Origin of the sequence: Nocardia sp. NPDC058244, assembly GCF_042882065.1 — a bacterium.
Taxonomy (GTDB): Bacteria; Actinomycetota; Actinomycetes; order Mycobacteriales; family Mycobacteriaceae; genus Nocardia.
In genome coordinates, this window is the sequence record NZ_JBHVWX010000001.1 from 17,195 (window position 1) to 31,348 (window position 14,154).

The 14,154-nt window shown below is 68.9% G+C and carries 16 protein-coding genes and 2 tRNA genes; 7 read left to right on the forward strand and 11 right to left on the reverse strand.

All coding sequences use genetic code 11. From position 1 onward, the window contains the following. Window positions 1-4: 4 nt before the first annotated feature. The 3 genes from ACFVW6_RS00085 (at window position 5) to ACFVW6_RS00095 (ending at window position 3,971) form a co-directional block, all read left to right on the forward strand. The gene (locus ACFVW6_RS00085; RefSeq protein WP_357341844.1) at window positions 5-1,543 is read left to right on the forward strand and encodes a protein kinase; all 1,539 of its coding nucleotides are present in this window, start codon (window positions 5-7) and stop codon (window positions 1,541-1,543) included. Then, entirely contained in the window at window positions 1,540-3,444 is a 1,905-nt protein-coding gene (pknB, locus tag ACFVW6_RS00090; protein ID WP_355275376.1) for a Stk1 family PASTA domain-containing Ser/Thr kinase, read from the forward strand. The genes ACFVW6_RS00085 and pknB overlap by 4 nt, the downstream gene beginning before the upstream one ends. 107 nt (window positions 3,445-3,551) lie before the next feature. Further along, a complete protein-coding gene (locus ACFVW6_RS00095; RefSeq protein WP_218715980.1) occupies window positions 3,552-3,971 on the forward strand; it encodes a CBS domain-containing protein in 420 nt (139 codons plus the stop codon). Window positions 3,972-3,974: 3 nt separating this feature from the next. Here ACFVW6_RS00095 and ACFVW6_RS00100 read toward each other — a convergent pair whose 3' ends face one another. The 3 genes from ACFVW6_RS00100 to ACFVW6_RS00110 form a co-directional block, all read right to left on the reverse strand. Then, on the reverse strand, window positions 3,975-4,442 hold the full coding sequence (locus ACFVW6_RS00100) for a deaminase (RefSeq protein WP_378824554.1): 468 nt from the start codon (window positions 4,440-4,442) through the stop codon (window positions 3,975-3,977). A 144-nt stretch (window positions 4,443-4,586) separates the two neighbouring features. Further along, entirely contained in the window at window positions 4,587-5,294 is a 708-nt protein-coding gene (locus ACFVW6_RS00105) for a RibD family protein (protein WP_378824551.1), read from the reverse strand. 4 nt (window positions 5,295-5,298) lie between these two features. Beyond that, window positions 5,299-5,961, reverse strand: coding sequence for an aminodeoxychorismate/anthranilate synthase component II (locus ACFVW6_RS00110; RefSeq protein WP_378824549.1), 663 nt, complete (start codon window positions 5,959-5,961; stop codon window positions 5,299-5,301). 93 nt (window positions 5,962-6,054) lie between these two features. Here ACFVW6_RS00110 and crgA point away from each other — a divergent pair, with 93 nt between their 5' ends. Both crgA and ACFVW6_RS00120 read left to right on the forward strand, forming a co-directional pair. Then, window positions 6,055-6,318, forward strand: a complete 264-nt coding sequence (gene crgA / locus ACFVW6_RS00115; protein ID WP_218715976.1) for a cell division protein CrgA — start codon at window positions 6,055-6,057, stop codon at window positions 6,316-6,318. A 103-nt stretch (window positions 6,319-6,421) separates the two neighbouring features. Next, the gene (locus ACFVW6_RS00120) at window positions 6,422-6,868 is read left to right on the forward strand and encodes a PH domain-containing protein (protein ID WP_378825666.1); all 447 of its coding nucleotides are present in this window, start codon (window positions 6,422-6,424) and stop codon (window positions 6,866-6,868) included. A gap of 75 nt (window positions 6,869-6,943) precedes the next feature. Here ACFVW6_RS00120 and ACFVW6_RS00125 read toward each other — a convergent pair whose 3' ends face one another. Further along, entirely contained in the window at window positions 6,944-7,471 is a 528-nt protein-coding gene (locus ACFVW6_RS00125; protein WP_378824547.1) for a peptidylprolyl isomerase, read from the reverse strand. 58 nt (window positions 7,472-7,529) lie between these two features. On the opposite strand from ACFVW6_RS00125, the gene ACFVW6_RS00130 reads away from it, so the two are divergent. Beyond that, on the forward strand, window positions 7,530-7,706 hold the full coding sequence (locus tag ACFVW6_RS00130) for a hypothetical protein (RefSeq protein ID WP_355275364.1): 177 nt from the start codon (window positions 7,530-7,532) through the stop codon (window positions 7,704-7,706). 4 nt (window positions 7,707-7,710) lie between these two features. Here ACFVW6_RS00130 and ACFVW6_RS00135 read toward each other — a convergent pair whose 3' ends face one another. Beyond that, window positions 7,711-8,505: an ABC transporter permease gene (locus ACFVW6_RS00135; protein ID WP_355275456.1), complete on the reverse strand. Its 795-nt coding sequence runs from the start codon at window positions 8,503-8,505 to the stop codon at window positions 7,711-7,713. Window positions 8,506-8,561: 56 nt separating this feature from the next. Next, window positions 8,562-9,563 (reverse strand): ATP-binding cassette domain-containing protein, encoded by a 1,002-nt coding sequence (locus tag ACFVW6_RS00140; protein WP_355275362.1) that lies wholly within the window; start codon window positions 9,561-9,563, stop codon window positions 8,562-8,564. A 606-nt stretch (window positions 9,564-10,169) separates the two neighbouring features. Between ACFVW6_RS00140 and ACFVW6_RS00145 the strand changes: the two genes are divergently transcribed. Beyond that, entirely contained in the window at window positions 10,170-11,747 is a 1,578-nt protein-coding gene (locus ACFVW6_RS00145) for a serine hydrolase (protein ID WP_378824544.1), read from the forward strand. 3 nt (window positions 11,748-11,750) lie between these two features. On the opposite strand, the gene ACFVW6_RS00150 is transcribed toward ACFVW6_RS00145, so the two are convergent. The 5 genes from ACFVW6_RS00150 to ACFVW6_RS00170 form a co-directional block, all read right to left on the reverse strand. After that, window positions 11,751-12,656: an acyl-CoA dehydrogenase gene (locus tag ACFVW6_RS00150; protein WP_378824542.1), complete on the reverse strand. Its 906-nt coding sequence runs from the start codon at window positions 12,654-12,656 to the stop codon at window positions 11,751-11,753. Between the two features lie 5 nt (window positions 12,657-12,661). Beyond that, window positions 12,662-12,734, reverse strand: a tRNA-Ala gene (locus ACFVW6_RS00155). Window positions 12,735-12,768: 34 nt separating this feature from the next. Further along, entirely contained in the window at window positions 12,769-12,876 is a 108-nt protein-coding gene (locus ACFVW6_RS00160) for a DLW-39 family protein (protein ID WP_355275356.1), read from the reverse strand. Window positions 12,877-12,905: 29 nt separating this feature from the next. Beyond that, window positions 12,906-12,979 (reverse strand) — tRNA-Ile (locus ACFVW6_RS00165). Window positions 12,980-13,114: 135 nt separating this feature from the next. Continuing rightward, window positions 13,115-14,152 (reverse strand): DUF3566 domain-containing protein, encoded by a 1,038-nt coding sequence (locus ACFVW6_RS00170; protein WP_378824539.1) that lies wholly within the window; start codon window positions 14,150-14,152, stop codon window positions 13,115-13,117. Window positions 14,153-14,154 lie beyond the last annotated feature (2 nt).

Genomic DNA, 14,154 nt, shown 5'->3' on the forward strand with positions numbered 1-14,154 from the left:
CCCGATGCTGAACAACGGCGCCATGATTGCCGACCGATACCGCCTGCAACGGCTCATCGCCACGGGTGGCATGGGTCAGGTGTGGGAAGCGATGGACACCCGGCTCGACCGCCGGGTGGCGGTCAAGGTCCTCAAGACCGAGTTTTCCGCCGACCCGACCTTCCGTCAGCGGTTCCGGACCGAGGCGCGCACCACCGCCCAGCTGAACCACCCGGGCATCGCAGGCATCTACGACTACGGCGAGACCACCGACCCCTCCGGGGGCGAGACCGCGTACCTGGTGATGGAGCTCGTGCAGGGCGAACCGCTCAACGCGGTGCTGAACCGGATGGGCAGGCTCTCGGTCGTCCAGGGCCTGGACATGCTCGAGCAGACCGGTCGCGCGCTCGAGGTGGCGCACGCCGCGGGCGTGGTGCACCGCGACGTGAAGCCGGGCAACATCCTGGTCACGCCCACCGGCCAGGTGAAGATCACCGACTTCGGCATCGCCAAGGCGGTCGACGCCTCGCCGGTGACCAAGACCGGCATGGTGATGGGCACCGCCCAGTACATCGCGCCCGAGCAGGCCGTCGGCGAGGACGCCACCGCGGCCAGCGACGTCTACTCGCTCGGCATCGTCGGCTACGAGGCCCTCGCCGGCGTGCGCCCGTTCACCGGTGACGGCGCCATCACCGTCGCGATGAAGCACGTCCGCGACGCGCCGCCGCCGATGCCCGCCGATCTGCCCGCGAACGTGCACGAGCTGATCGCCATCACGATGGCCAAGGACCCGACCCAGCGCTACAGCAGCGGTGGCGAGTTCGCCGATGCCGTCGCCGCGGTGCGCGCGGGACACATGCCGCCGCCACCCGCCGGTGCCGCGCCCCCGATGACCGGCGCGACCAGGGTGCTGCCGCCCGGCCCGACCATGGTGATCCCGGCCGCCGCGGGCGCCGAGTACGACGGCGCGACCATGCGCTTCGGCAACCAGGCCCCGCAGCCGATCACCCCCGGCGGCGGCTACACCGGCCCGGCGACGCAGGCCGCCGCGCCCGCGGCGATCGCGGGCAGCAGCAATGCCAAGAACAACCAGAAGTGGCTGATCGCCCTCGGTGTCGGCGCGCTGCTGCTCGGCGGCGTCGTGCTCTGGGTGCTGTTCGGCGGTGAGCCGAATCGCGACTCCGGCACCACGACCACCACGACGCAGACGACCAAACCGCTGCCCCCGCCGGTGACCACCAAGTCGTTCCCGCCGCCGATCGTGCCGCCCACCGAGGCCCCGCCGACGACGACGGAAGCGCCGCGCCCGACGACCACCACCGAGGCGCCGACGACAACGACGGAACCGCCGACCACCACGACGCAGCCGCCGACGACGACCACCAAGCCGCCGACGACGACCAAGACCACCAAGCCGACCACCACCACCACGCCGGCCGGCGGGACGACGACGGTCAACGGCAGGCCCCGGCTGCCCACGCTCGACCTGCCCTTCCCGGACGCCCCGAACGCGCTCGGCCCGAACATCACCGTCGACAACACTCCGCCACAAGGACAACCATGACGACCCCGAAGAATCTCTCCTCGCGGTACGAGCTGGGCGAGATCATCGGGTTCGGCGGCATGTCGGAGGTGCACAAGGCTCGCGACGTGCGCCTCTCGCGTGACGTCGCGATCAAGGTGCTGCGGGCCGATCTGGCCCGCGATCCCACGTTCTACCTGCGGTTCAAGCGGGAAGCGCAGAACGCGGCCGCGCTGAATCACCCGGCCATCGTCGCGGTGTACGACACCGGCGAGGCCACCGTCGACGGCGGCCCGCTGCCCTACATCGTCATGGAGTACGTCGAGGGCGACACCCTGCGCGACATCGTCCGCGGCAAGGGTCCGCTGGCGCCGCGCAAGGCGATGGAAGTCGTGGCCGACGTGTGCGCCGCGCTCGATTTCAGCCACAAGGCCGGCATCGTGCACCGCGACATGAAGCCCGCCAACATCATGATCAACCGCGCGGGCGCGGTGAAGGTGATGGACTTCGGCATCGCGCGCGCGATCGCCGACAGCTCCAACCCGATGACCCAGACCGCCGCGGTGATCGGCACCGCGCAGTACCTCTCGCCGGAGCAGGCGCGCGGCGAGACCGTCGACGCCCGCTCGGACGTGTACTCGGTCGGCTGCGTGCTGTTCGAGATCCTCACCGGGCAGCCGCCGTTCACCGGCGACTCGCCGGTCGCGGTCGCGTACCAGCACGTCAAGGAGGATCCGCCGCTGCCGTCGTCGGTGAATCCCGGCGTGCCGCGCGAACTCGACTCGGTGATCCTCAAGGCGATGGCCAAGAACCCGGCCAACCGGTACCAGACGGCCGCGGAGATGCGCGCCGACCTGATCCGGGTGCTCGGCGGGCAGAAGCCGAGCGCGCCGATGGTGATGAACGACGAAGATCGCACCACCATCATGGATTACGAGGACGAGCCCGCCCCGCGGTCGTTCCGTGACCGCCGCGACGACACCTCCGAGCAGGCCGCGATCGCGCCGCCCGCCGAGGGCCGCAACCGCACCGGACTGATCGCGCTCGGCGTCGCCGCCGCGCTCGCGGTGGCCTTCGGATTGTTCTGGGTGCTGGTCGGCCCGGGCAGCAAGGCCGACCAGGTGGCTGTCCCCGATGTGTCGGGTCAGTCGTCGCAGCAGGCCCAGACCGCGTTGCAGCAGGCCGGGTTCCACGTCGCCACCCAGCAGAAGGCGGACGGCAAGGTCGCCGTCGGCAATGTCATCGCGACCCAGCCGCTCGGCGGATCGCGGATCGACGAGGGCAGCACCGTCACCATGCAGGTGTCGACCGGACCCACCCAGGTGCAGGTGCCGCGGCTGTCCGGGCTGACCCAGGCCGAGGCCGAGCAGAAGCTGAACTCGATCGGGCTGACCCTGAGCCCGAACCCGCCGCGCAAGGCGTCGAGCACCGCCGAGACCGACAAGGTGATCGCGCAGGAACCGAGCGCGGGCGTCCGGGTCGACATCGATCAGCCGATCGTGATCACCATCGGCTCGGGCCCCGAGCAGGTCCGGGTGCCGACCGTGGTCGGCCAGGACATCTCGATCGCCCAGCCGAACCTGGTCGACAGCGCCGGTTTCAAGGTCGACATCCAGGAAGTGAAGTCGAGCGCGCCGAAGGGACAGGTGCTCTCCACCAACCCGACCGGTGGTAGCAACGCCGAGAAGGGCTCGACCATCACCGTGCAGGTCTCGGCCGGTGACCGGATCACCGTCCCCGACCTGACCGGACTCACCCCGACGCAGGCGCAGGAACAGCTGCGCGCGCTCGGCTGGACCGGTCAGCTCAGCCAGACCACGGTGATCACGCTGGACGGCAGTGCCTCCGGCAAGATCGTCGGCCAAAGTCCGGCCGCGGGTTCCTCGGTGACCATCACCGGCAACGTCGTGCTGCAGGTGGGTGCTTCGCCGCTACCGCGCTGAGATCGCGAGGTCTCGATTGCGTGGAGAACCCACCTGCCGCGACGCGGCGGGCGCAGAATGAGGCTGCTTCATCCCACCCAGCACCGCTGAACGAGGAGGTAGCCCCTATGACCACGGCCAGGGACATCATGAAGCCCGGCGCGCAGTGGATCACCCGCGGTGACACCGTGGCGACCGCGGCGACGGCGATGGCCGATCTCGGTGTCGGATCGCTCGTCGTCGCCGACGACGACGAGCGCATGTGCGGCATCATCACCGATCGCGACATCGTCGTGAAGTGCATCGCGCTCGGCCTGTCCCCCGAAACCACGACCGCGGCCGAGCTGTGCGAGTCGACCCCGCGGTGGGTCAGCGCGGACGCCGACGTGGAGGACGTGCTCGACCAGATGGAAGGCCATCGGGTCAAGCGGATGCCGGTGATCGACAACAAGCGGCTGGTCGGCATGATCAGCGAGGCCGATCTGGCCCGGCACCTCGACGACAATCAGCTCGGCGAGTTCGTGACCGCCATCTACGGGCGGCCCTGAGCCTCAGCTCAGATCGAGATGGGAGTTCATCGACATGGCCTCGGCGGCCAGGTCGGTCAGCTCCACCACCCGCACGCCGTGCCTGCGGAGTTTGTCCACACCCTCGCACGCGGCGACGAACAGGCTCGGCTCACGCCAGGCGATGACGACGGTCGGGATGCCGGCGGCCAGGATGCGGTCGGTGCACGGCGGCCTGCTCGCGGTGGCGCGGGTCGAGCACGGTTCGAGTGTGCTGTAGATCGTGGCCCTGGTCAGTCGCGGGTCGTCCGGGTCGAGCTTGTTCAGCGCCGACTCCTCGGCGTGCACCTTCTCGTCGGTCTCCCTGGAGTAGCCGGTCGAGATCTCCACACCGTCGGCGACGATCACCGCGCCCACCGAATAGGCCGTCGGGCTGGGTGGGCAGTTCCTGGCGAGTTCGATCGCCCTGTGCATGAATCGGTGGTCGGTGCTCTCGGCACTGCCTGCGGTCATCGGATTCCCCTGCCGGTCGGGAGTTATCCACAACTGTCGCACGATGTGGATTCGGTCATGTTCAGGTGTGCAGTGATTCGCCGGACAAGCTGTGGACAGCGGAATTTCCCCAGGTCGCGAACATGATTTCGACCACAGGGCCGGTTAGCGGAGCGGTGCGCCACCGGGGCTGACCAGGTACTTCAGCACAGCGACATCCCCAAGTTGTTCCACACCCGCCAGCCGGAGCCGTCGCTGTGCACCGCCGGGGAACTGGGCCGGGCCGACGAAGCGCGGGGCGGCCGGGTCGCCGACCAGGATCGGCGCGATCGCGAGCCGGATCTCGTCGGCCAGATCGGCCGCGAGGAAGCCGGTGTGCATCCCGGTGCCGCCCTCGACCATCAACCGGCCGATCCCGCGGGCGCCCAGGTCGTCGAGGAGGGCGGCCAGCGCGAGTTCCCGGCCGAGCGCGACGACGTCGGCCAGCCCGGCGAGCCGGTCGCCGAGCCGGGCCGCGCCGGTGTCGGTGGTGTAGACGAGCTTGTCGCCGCCGGTGTGCCAGAAGCGCAGCTCGGGATCGAGCTCACCGGACGCGGTGACGGTGATCTTCACCGGGTATTCGGGCTTGCCCGCCGTCACCCGGTCGGCTCGGCGCACCGCGCTGTTGACCAGCAGCCGGGGGTTGTCGGTCCGCAGCGTCCGCGCGCCGATCAGGATCGCGTCGGATTCGGCGCGGATCTGGTCGACCCGGTCGAAGTCGGCGCTGTTGGACAGCAGCAGCCGCTGCGCGCTCGCGTCGTCGATGTAGCCGTCCAGGCTCGCGGCCACCGACAGCAGCACGTACGGCCGCGCGGTGTCACTCCCCGGTGTCATGGCGTTACGAGATCGCCAGCGCGGCGACTTCCGCTTCGAGCGCCGACACCAGGGCCTCGGCGGGGCGCTGCCCGCACACCTCGAGCCAGTTGGCCAGCATCCGGTGGCCGCCCTGGGTGAGCACCGACTCGGGGTGGAACTGCACGCCGTGGATGGGCAGGGTGCGGTGACGCATGGCCATCACGATGCCGCTCTCGGTGTGCCCGACGACCTCCAGCTCCGCCGGCATGGTCTCCGGGAGCACGGTCAGCGAGTGGTACCTGGTGGCGGTGAACGGGTCGGGCAGCCCGGCCAGCACGCCCGCGCCGATGTGGAAGACCTCGCTGGTCTTGCCGTGCAGCAGTTCGGGCGCGCGGTCGACCGTTCCGCCGAACGCCTCGCCGATCGCCTGGTGCCCGAGACACACGCCGAGCAACGGCATGCGGTGCTCGGCGGCCGCGTGGACCAGCGGAATGCTGGCGCCGGCGCGGTCGGGGCTGCCGGGGCCGGGGCTGACGAGCACGCCGTCGAAGGTGCCGCCCACGTCGCCCCGGGTGAGCAGGGTGTCCAGGTCGGCCAGGCGCTGGTCGTCGTTGCGCCAGACCACGGCCTCGGCACCAAGCTGGCCGAGGTACTGCACCAGGTTGAACACGAAGCTGTCGTAGTTGTCGACGACCAATACACGCATGCGTCGAGGGTACGTGGCGACCCCGTAGGTCGTCGCATCCATTACCTGGTGGGATAGCCTAGGAGTTACCTGTATCCCGAATTCGAGGACGTCATGCCCAAGTCCAAGGTCCGTAAGAAGGCCGACTACACCCCGAGCCCTGCCAGCCGCACCCCGGTGAAGGTCAAGGCGGGCCCGTCGCCGGCTTGGTACGTCGCGATCATGCTTGGCTTCATGCTGGCCGGGCTCGTGTGGCTGCTGGTGTATTACCTGGCCGCCGAGCACATCGGCTGGATGAACGATCTCAACGCCTGGAACTTCCTGATCGGGTTCGGCCTGATGGTCATCGGCCTGATCATGACCATGCGATGGCGCTGACCGAGCGCGGCGCACCGGATTACACCGGTGTTATTCATGCACACCTGTGGATGAAGCTGTGGACAACTCGAGGAGCAACGGGGGACGACGCCGCGTGAACGCTGTGGATTCCGCCGACAGCACGTCGTGGACAACTCCCACCGCCGGTCTGCTCGCCGTGTCCGGCGGCGGCCTGATCCTGGTCGTCGCCGCGGTGCTGGCCAAGGACGGACCGAGCAGACTGCTGGTCGGCCTGGCCGCGGTCGCGGTCCTGGCCATGGCGGCGCTCGGTGTCCGGCAGCGCCCCCGGCTGACCATGGTCGGCGGTCCGGCCCCGCGCCTGATCGTCGGCACGCTGACCGGCCCCAAGACCTACCCGCTGGACCGGATCGATCGGATCCGGATGGTCTCCTACCGACGGCTCGGCCGGAAATCGGCGATGCTCGAGATCGACGTCCAGCACGAGGGCTCGGAGCGGCTGCTGATCTTCGGCCGCTGGGATCTGGGCACCAATCCCCACGACGTCTACGACGTCCTGGTCGTCAACGGCTTCGCCTCGGTCAGCGACTGAGCGCGACGTTTCACGTGAAGCAACGAACTCCCCGTCGCGCTCCGGCGCGACGGGGAGTTCTGTTGTGCACAGCTGTCAGGCGATGGTCACCGAGGAGATGACGACCGGCTCGGCCGGGCGATCGTTGCGATCGGTCTTCACCGACGCGATCGCGTCGACGACCTTGCGCGAATCGGGATCGACCACCTCGCCGAAGATCGTGTGCTTGCGATTGAGATGCGGCTGCGCGCCGACCGTGATGAAGAACTGCGAACCGTTGGTCGCCGGGCCCCCGTTGGCCATCGCCAGCAGATACCCGCGGGTGAAGCGCAACTCGGGATGGAACTCGTCACCGAACTCGTAGCCGGGCCCACCGCGACCGGTGCCGGTCGGATCGCCACCCTGGATCATGAACCCCGGGATCACCCGGTGGAAGATCGCGCCGTCGTAGAACGGGCCCGCGTCCGTGCCACCGGCGTTCGCGGTGGTGTAGGGCGCGCTGCCGTCGGCGAGACCGACGAAGTTGCGCACCGTCTTGGGCGCGTGGTTGCCGAAGAGCGCGATCTTGATATCGCCGTGGTTGGTGTGCAGAGTCGCCACGGCCGTCTGGTTGGGTGAGGTCACGGCAGTTATGGTGCCACGGGGGCGGCGGGAAGCCGGGAAGCTGTGCCACAGTGGTCGCATGAAGCTTCGTAACCCGATCATCGCTTCCATCGGGATCGCCGGGGCGGCGGCCCTGGCCCTCCTCGCCCGCAGCAAGCGACCGCAACTTCCCGAGCCCGCCGCCGAGCCGCCGCGCCTGGGCTACTCCCGCAACGGCGCCGCGCCGGCCCCCGGAGCGGAGACCGGCGCGCACTGAATCGTCAGCGGCTCACGGACTTCTTGTACTGCACCTGAGCCAGCGGCACGAAGACGACCAGGATCACGACGATCCAGATCAGCGTCGTGATCACCGGGTTCTGCATCGGCCAGGCGTCCGACGGCGGGGCCAGCGGGTTGGTGTTGCCGAACAGGTCGCGCACGGCCTGGGTCAGCGCCGAGACCGGGTTCCATTCGGCGAACACCTTCAGCGGGCCGGGCATGCCGTCCAGCGGCACGAACGCGTTCGACAGGAACGTCAGCGGGAAGATCACCATGAAGCTGGCGTTGTTGAACACCTCCGGCGCGCGCACGAGCAGTCCGACGACCGCCATCATCCAGGACAGCGCGTAGGCGAACAGCAGCATCAGCACATAGGCCAGGACCGCGTCGAGGAACGACCCGCGGATCCGCCAGCCGACGACCAGGCCGGTCAGCGACATGACGACCAAGCTCACGATATTGATCACCACGTCGCTGATCGTCCGGCCGACCAGCACCGCGGACGGCGCCATCGGCAGTGAGCGGAACCGGTCGATGATGCCCTTCTGCATGTCCTCGGCCAGACCGGCGCCGGTGAACGTGGCACCGAAGACGACGGTCTGCGCGAAGATGCCCGCGATCAGGAATTCGCGATAGCCGCCCTCCACGCCCTCGATCTGGATCGCCGAACCGAAGACATAGGCGAACAGCAGCACGAACATGATCGGCGACAGCGTCGTGAAGATCAGTACGTCGGGCACGCGCTTGATCTTGATGACATTGCGCTTGGCGATGGTCATGCTGTCGCTGACCACCATCGAGAGCCGTTCACCGAAGGTGGGGCCCTGCACCTCGGCCTTGTCGAGCGTGATGCTCATCGGTTGTGTCCTTCCTCGGCGCCGACGGTCTGTTTCCCGGCGTCGCCGTTGACGAGTTCCTCCGCCTCGTGCCCGGTGAGGGTGAGGAAGACGTCGTCGAGCGAGGGCCGCCGCAGCGCGACATCGTTGATCTGCACCTTGTGCTCGGTGAGCCGGCCGATCGCGGTGACCAGGTCCTGGGACCCGTCGGCCACGGGGACGGTGATCCGGCGCAGACCGGGTTCGAGATGGATCTCGCCGTCGGCCAGCCCGGCGAGCACCTGCTGCGCCGGGGCCAGCTGGTCGGGCGAGGCGACGGTGAGCTCGATCCGGTCGCCACCGACAAGCGCCTTGAGCTCGTCGGCGGTGCCGCGGGCGATGACCCGGCCGTGGTCGATGACGGCGATCGAGTCGGCCAGCCGGTCGGCCTCCTCCATGTACTGGGTGGTGAGCAGCAGGGTGGTGCCGCCCGCGACGAGTTCCTCGATGACATCCCACAGGTCGAGCCGGGCCCGCGGGTCGAGCCCGGTGGTCGGTTCGTCCAGGAACAGCACCGGCGGATTCGCCACCAGCGCGCCGGCGAGGTCGAGGCGCCTGCGCATGCCGCCGGAGTAGCCCTTCACCGGGCGGTCGGCCGCGTCGGTGAGCCGGAAGCGCTCGAGCAGTTCGCGCGCGCGTTCCTTACTGCGCTGCACGCCCAGGTGGTAGAGCCTGCCGACCATCTCGAGGTTCTCGAAGCCGGTGAGGTATTCGTCGACCGCCGCGTACTGCCCGGAGGTGCCGATCCGGGAGCGCAGAGCCTGTGGATTGTTGAGCACGTCGATCCCGGCGACCGTGGCACGGCCCTCGTCGGGGATCAGCAAGGTGGTGAGAACGCGGACAGTCGTGGTCTTTCCCGCGCCGTTGGGGCCGAGAAGTGCGGTGACGGTACCTTCCGGAACGGACAGATCGAGCCCGTCCAGGGCGGTGAGCTGCCCGTACCGTTTGACCAGACCCTCGGCGACGATTGCGTCGGGCATGATTCTCCTGAAGTCGTAGTTCAACGCTGTTGCCCCAGTATTGCGGGACCCACCGACAAGTCGCACCCGCATTTTCCGAGTGGCCGCCAACCCGATGTACAGACTTGTTCGACATGCCGATTTGCGGCGACACGCGGCGAATCGGACGGAATTTCCTACGGCCTCCCGGATCACAAGCCCCTGATCTCCGGGGCATCGATGGCGGACCGACAAGAACATGTTCAGCGAATTTTTCGCGTAATTCGTTGTGCACCAGCACATTCCGACCGAAGTAAGACAACCGTCGGGTGACCTACCCACAGATTCGCCGTTCACTACACCCGCCTCCGCGCACGGTCCAGGCCCAGAACGCCGAAAAATCTCGGAAACTGGTTCGTTGCGCGTACACGAATTCGGCTCGCATCGCGTAGGATCGTTCACGTCGGCCCCTCCCCCCCGGGCCGACCCTACGCGGGCCTCGGCTAACTCCCCCCCTTCGCCGAGGCCCGCTCCCCATTTTCCGGCAAGGCGCAGCTCCGGCTACCGGTGAGTACTCCCGGTCCGCGAAACCGTCACAGTCCAGCCACGTTCCCGCGATCACCCCGCAACCGGGGCTATCGTCAGCGGATGGTGCCCGGCAAAGGTGCGATCACCGCGCTCGTCGTGTCGATGGCTGTCGTGGTCGGTTGCAGCAGTGCCGCCGACGACGAGAACACCACCGCGACCAGCACCGAACAGCTCCCGCCGAATCAGGTCGCCGCCGTCGCGCTCCCCGACGACGCGGTCGACAAGGCCGTCGCGAAACTCGACGACCTGGCCACCTCGCTGATGGACAGCAGCCACATCCCCGGCATGGCCGTCGCCGTCGTGCACGGCGGGAAGACCGTCTATGCCAAGGGCTTCGGCGTGAAACAGGCGGGCGGCCAGGAGGAGATCGACGCCGACACCGTCTTCCAGCTCGCCTCGGTGTCGAAATCGGTGTCGGCCTCCGTGGTCGCCCACCAGGTCGGCAAGGGCACGGTCGAATGGACGACGCCGGTGGTCTCGAAGCTGCCCTCGTTCGCGCTGGCCGATCCGGCCACCACCGCCCAGCTCACCATCGGCGATCTGTTCGCGCACCGCAGCGGCCTGCCCGACCACGCGGGCGACCGGCTCGAGGACCTCGGCTACGACCAGGCCGCCATCCTGGACAAGCTCCGGCTCGAACCCCTCGATCCGTTCCGGATCACCTACCACTACACCAACTTCGGGCTGACCGCCGGCGCCGAGGCGGTCGCCGCCGCGGCGGGCGTGCCGTGGGACCGGCTCTGCGCCGACACCGTGTACGGCCCCCTCGGCATGTCGTCCACCAGTTCCCGCTTCGCCGACTACGAGGCCAGGCCGAACCGCGCGGTCACCCACGTGAACGTCGACGGCCAGTGGGTCGCGAAGTTCGTCCGCGATCCCGACCCGCAGTCCCCCGCGGGCGGAGTCAGCTCCTCGGTGAACGACATGGCGCGCTGGCTGGCGATGATGCTCGGCCACGGCACCGCGAACGGGACGACCATCGCCCCCGAGGACGCGCTGCTGCCCGCGATCACCCCGCAGGTGATCTCCTCCCCCGCCTCGGCACCCCAGTCGCGAGCCGGCTTCTACGGCTACGGATTCAACTCCTCGACCAGTTCCGCGGGCCGCACCGCCTACAGCCACTCCGGGGCGTTCGCGCTCGGCGCCGCCACCAACTTCCTGGCGATCCCGTCCGCCGACGTCGCGATCGTGGCACTCACCAACGCCGCGCCGATCGGCGTGCCGGAGGCACTGACCGCCGAGTTCGGCGACCTCGTCCAGTTCGGCGAGATCCGCGAGGACTGGCGGTCCATCTACCAGGCCGCGATCGCCCCGATCAACGATCCCGTCGGCGACCTCGTCGGCAAGACCCCGCCCGCGAATCCCGCGCCCGCCCAGCCGCTGCCGACCTACGTGGGCAGCTACGCCAACGAGTACTGGGGTCCGGCGACGATCTCCGAGGCCGACGGTGGCCTGGTCCTGACGATGGGTCCGGCGCAGGTGCGATACCCGCTGCGGCACTGGGACGGCGACACCTTCGCCTTCGAGCTGAGCGGCGAGAACGCACCGCCCGGCAGCGTCTCCTCGGCGATCTTCGACAACGGGACGCTCACCCTCGACTACTTCGACGAGAACGGCCTCGGGAAGTTCACCCGCTGACGCTCAGTCCGCGGTCACCGCGCGCCAGGCCGTCGCCAGCCGCAGCGCCCTGACCTTGCCCGCCACCCCGAGCAACGGCTCGTCGCGCTCCCAGCGGCTCCGGATCTCCGGGTCCACCGAATCCCAGAGCGGCGCGAGCTCGGCGCGCAGGCGCGTCAGCCGCTCGAAGACGCCGCCCAGCGCGATGTGTACGCCCACCGAGCCCGGATCCTCGGTACTCACACCACGCACCGCCGCAAACAGGGCCAGCAGCTGTTCTACGGCCTCGGCGGGCCAGTGGGCTTGCCGGGACACCCGAACGAGCTGTCCGAGCACAGCGGCGACCACATGCAGGTCTTCGACGGTGCGGAACGGCTTGAGGAAATCGGCGTAGCCGTCACCGGGCAGCAATGCACCGGGCGCTGCGTCGAAAGTGACGGTGGCGTGCGGAATCTCCGGGGCGAACGGCAGCGCGGGCAGCGGCGTCACCACCACGCCGGGACCGGCGGGCACCAGCACCGCCCGCAACGCGGCGCGACCGTCGGCCTGCTCGCCCGCCTTGGCGATCACGAGGAAGCGGGTGGCGAATTCGCCGAGCGTGGCGAAGGACTTGGTGCCGGTGACGGCGCCGTCGGCGGTCACCGTGGTCGTCAGCTGCGACGGCTTGGCCCCGTTCGCCTCGGTCGCGCACATGGAGGTCAGGCCGGTGGCGTCGAGCGTGGGCACCAGCGCGCCGAGTGCTTCCTGATATCCGCCGAGAAACGCGGTACCTGTTCCGGCACTGTCGAATCCGGCGACAACGGCGCGGTCGATCGAACGGGGGAAGCCGGCGCCGCGGGCGCGATGCTGCGCCGCGATCGCGGCGATATCGGTCGGCACCGACTCGACGGGAGCCGCGCTGAGCAGAAAATCGAAAACCGAGGAATTCACAGAAGTGGAGCCTAGGGGAATCGAACCCCTAACCCCTGCCTTGCAAAGGCAGTGCTCTGCCAATTGAGCTAAGGCCCCTGGCTGGCTTGCTGAAACCAGTTGGCAACCCGAATCAGCGGGTGGTGACCTCGTGCCAGAGGTCAGCGTCATCGCGCTTGCGGAATTTGGTGATACCGATGAGAACCGCGATCACAACACCGACCGTGAGGACAATCTTCATGATTCCCACCCTACTGTGATGTTCGGGAGTGGGCCTAGGAGGACTTGAACCTCCGACCTCTTCGTTATCAGCGAAGCGCTCTAACCGCCTGAGCTATAGGCCCGAACTCGTTTCGACCCCCTGCCGGAGCAGTGAACCGCAACGAGGAACGAGGTTACCCTACCCGGCCGGGGATAACCAAAACGGCCGGTCAGGCCCCTTTTCGTGGGGCTGACCGGCCGTCGTGACAGAGCCGTTTCTAGTCCGGATCAGCCAGGGTCACCTGGATGCCGCCGACCAGATCGCAGCACTGGTTGTAGATGAAGACACCGACCGTCGCCAGCGCGGTGAACAGCACCACGTTGATCAGGCCGATGACGCCCGCGTAGCCGAAGACCGTGCCCGCGTCGATCAGGCTCGACGAGCTGCCCTCCTGGTTCAGCATCTCGCCCAGCGAGTTGTCCAGGTTGTCCCACACGCCCATGCCGGCCAGCACGATGTAGAGCAGGCCGACCGCCAGCATCCACACGAAGAACAGCGCCACGCTGATCACCAGGGTGATCTTCAGCGTCGACCACGGATCGATCCGGCGGATCTGCACCGTCGCGCGTAGCGGCTCACCCGACGCGGCGGCCGCGATGGCCACCGGCACGGCGGGCGAGACCGCGCCGACGGACGCCGCGGCGGCCCTGGCACTCGGCCCCGGCTGCGGCGGGATGTGCGCCATCGGCAGACCGGGCGGCGCCGCGGGCGCGACCTGACCGTCCGGCGTCGGATGCCGCACCTCGGACAGGTCCGGCATGTCCTTGACCAGCTCGGGGCGGGCGATGCTGCGGGTCGGCCCGTCGATGCCGACGGACTTCACCATCGCCGCTTCCTTGCGGGCTGCCTTGGCCGCCAGGTCGGCGGTGGTGCGGGCGTTGGACGCGCCGCTGCCCTTCAGGCCACCGGTCGAGGCCGCCGCCGCGCTCGGGGACGACGGACGCCCCTGGCTCGGCGCCTCACCGGGCCGGTACAGGTTCGACTGCGGCTCGCGCTGCGGCAGCTGCGCCCACCCGTCCTGGTAGGGCGACTTGCCCTTCCCGTTGCCGGCGGGCGGGGTCGGTTCGTTCCCCATCCGCACGGTCGACTGGTCGAACGATTCGCCCCCGGCGGCACCGGATTCCGGCGCTGCCGCACCTTCGGCCGGACCGCCCTGGCGTGGGATCGGCCGCGGCTGGATCGGAGACGAGGCAATCCGCTCGGTGACGCCGTTGGTCTGGTTCCGATCGTCGTTCGACTGATTCGGTGTGGTCAATG

Bases quoted from the DNA above. Each gene is read 5' to 3' on its own strand.
- ACFVW6_RS00130 (WP_355275364.1), top strand. From the start codon at position 7,530: ATGAAGCTTCGTAACCCGATCATCGCTTCCATCGGGATCGCCGGGGCG.
- ACFVW6_RS00095 (WP_218715980.1), top strand. From the start codon at position 3,552: ATGACCACGGCCAGGGACATCATGAAGCCCGGCGCGCAGTGGATCACC.
- ACFVW6_RS00100 (WP_378824554.1), bottom strand. From the start codon at position 4,442: ATGACCGCAGGCAGTGCCGAGAGCACCGACCACCGATTCATGCACAGG.
- pknB (WP_355275376.1), top strand. From the start codon at position 1,540: ATGACGACCCCGAAGAATCTCTCCTCGCGGTACGAGCTGGGCGAGATC.
- ACFVW6_RS00135 (WP_355275456.1), bottom strand. From the start codon at position 8,505: ATGGTGGTCAGCGACAGCATGACCATCGCCAAGCGCAATGTCATCAAG.
- ACFVW6_RS00160 (WP_355275356.1), bottom strand. From the start codon at position 12,876: ATGAAGATTGTCCTCACGGTCGGTGTTGTGATCGCGGTTCTCATCGGT.
- ACFVW6_RS00105 (WP_378824551.1), bottom strand. From the start codon at position 5,294: ATGACACCGGGGAGTGACACCGCGCGGCCGTACGTGCTGCTGTCGGTG.
- crgA (WP_218715976.1), top strand. From the start codon at position 6,055: ATGCCCAAGTCCAAGGTCCGTAAGAAGGCCGACTACACCCCGAGCCCT.
- ACFVW6_RS00140 (WP_355275362.1), bottom strand. From the start codon at position 9,563: ATGCCCGACGCAATCGTCGCCGAGGGTCTGGTCAAACGGTACGGGCAG.
- ACFVW6_RS00085 (WP_357341844.1), top strand. From the start codon at position 5: ATGCTGAACAACGGCGCCATGATTGCCGACCGATACCGCCTGCAACGG.
- ACFVW6_RS00110 (WP_378824549.1), bottom strand. From the start codon at position 5,961: ATGCGTGTATTGGTCGTCGACAACTACGACAGCTTCGTGTTCAACCTG.
- ACFVW6_RS00145 (WP_378824544.1), top strand. From the start codon at position 10,170: ATGGTGCCCGGCAAAGGTGCGATCACCGCGCTCGTCGTGTCGATGGCT.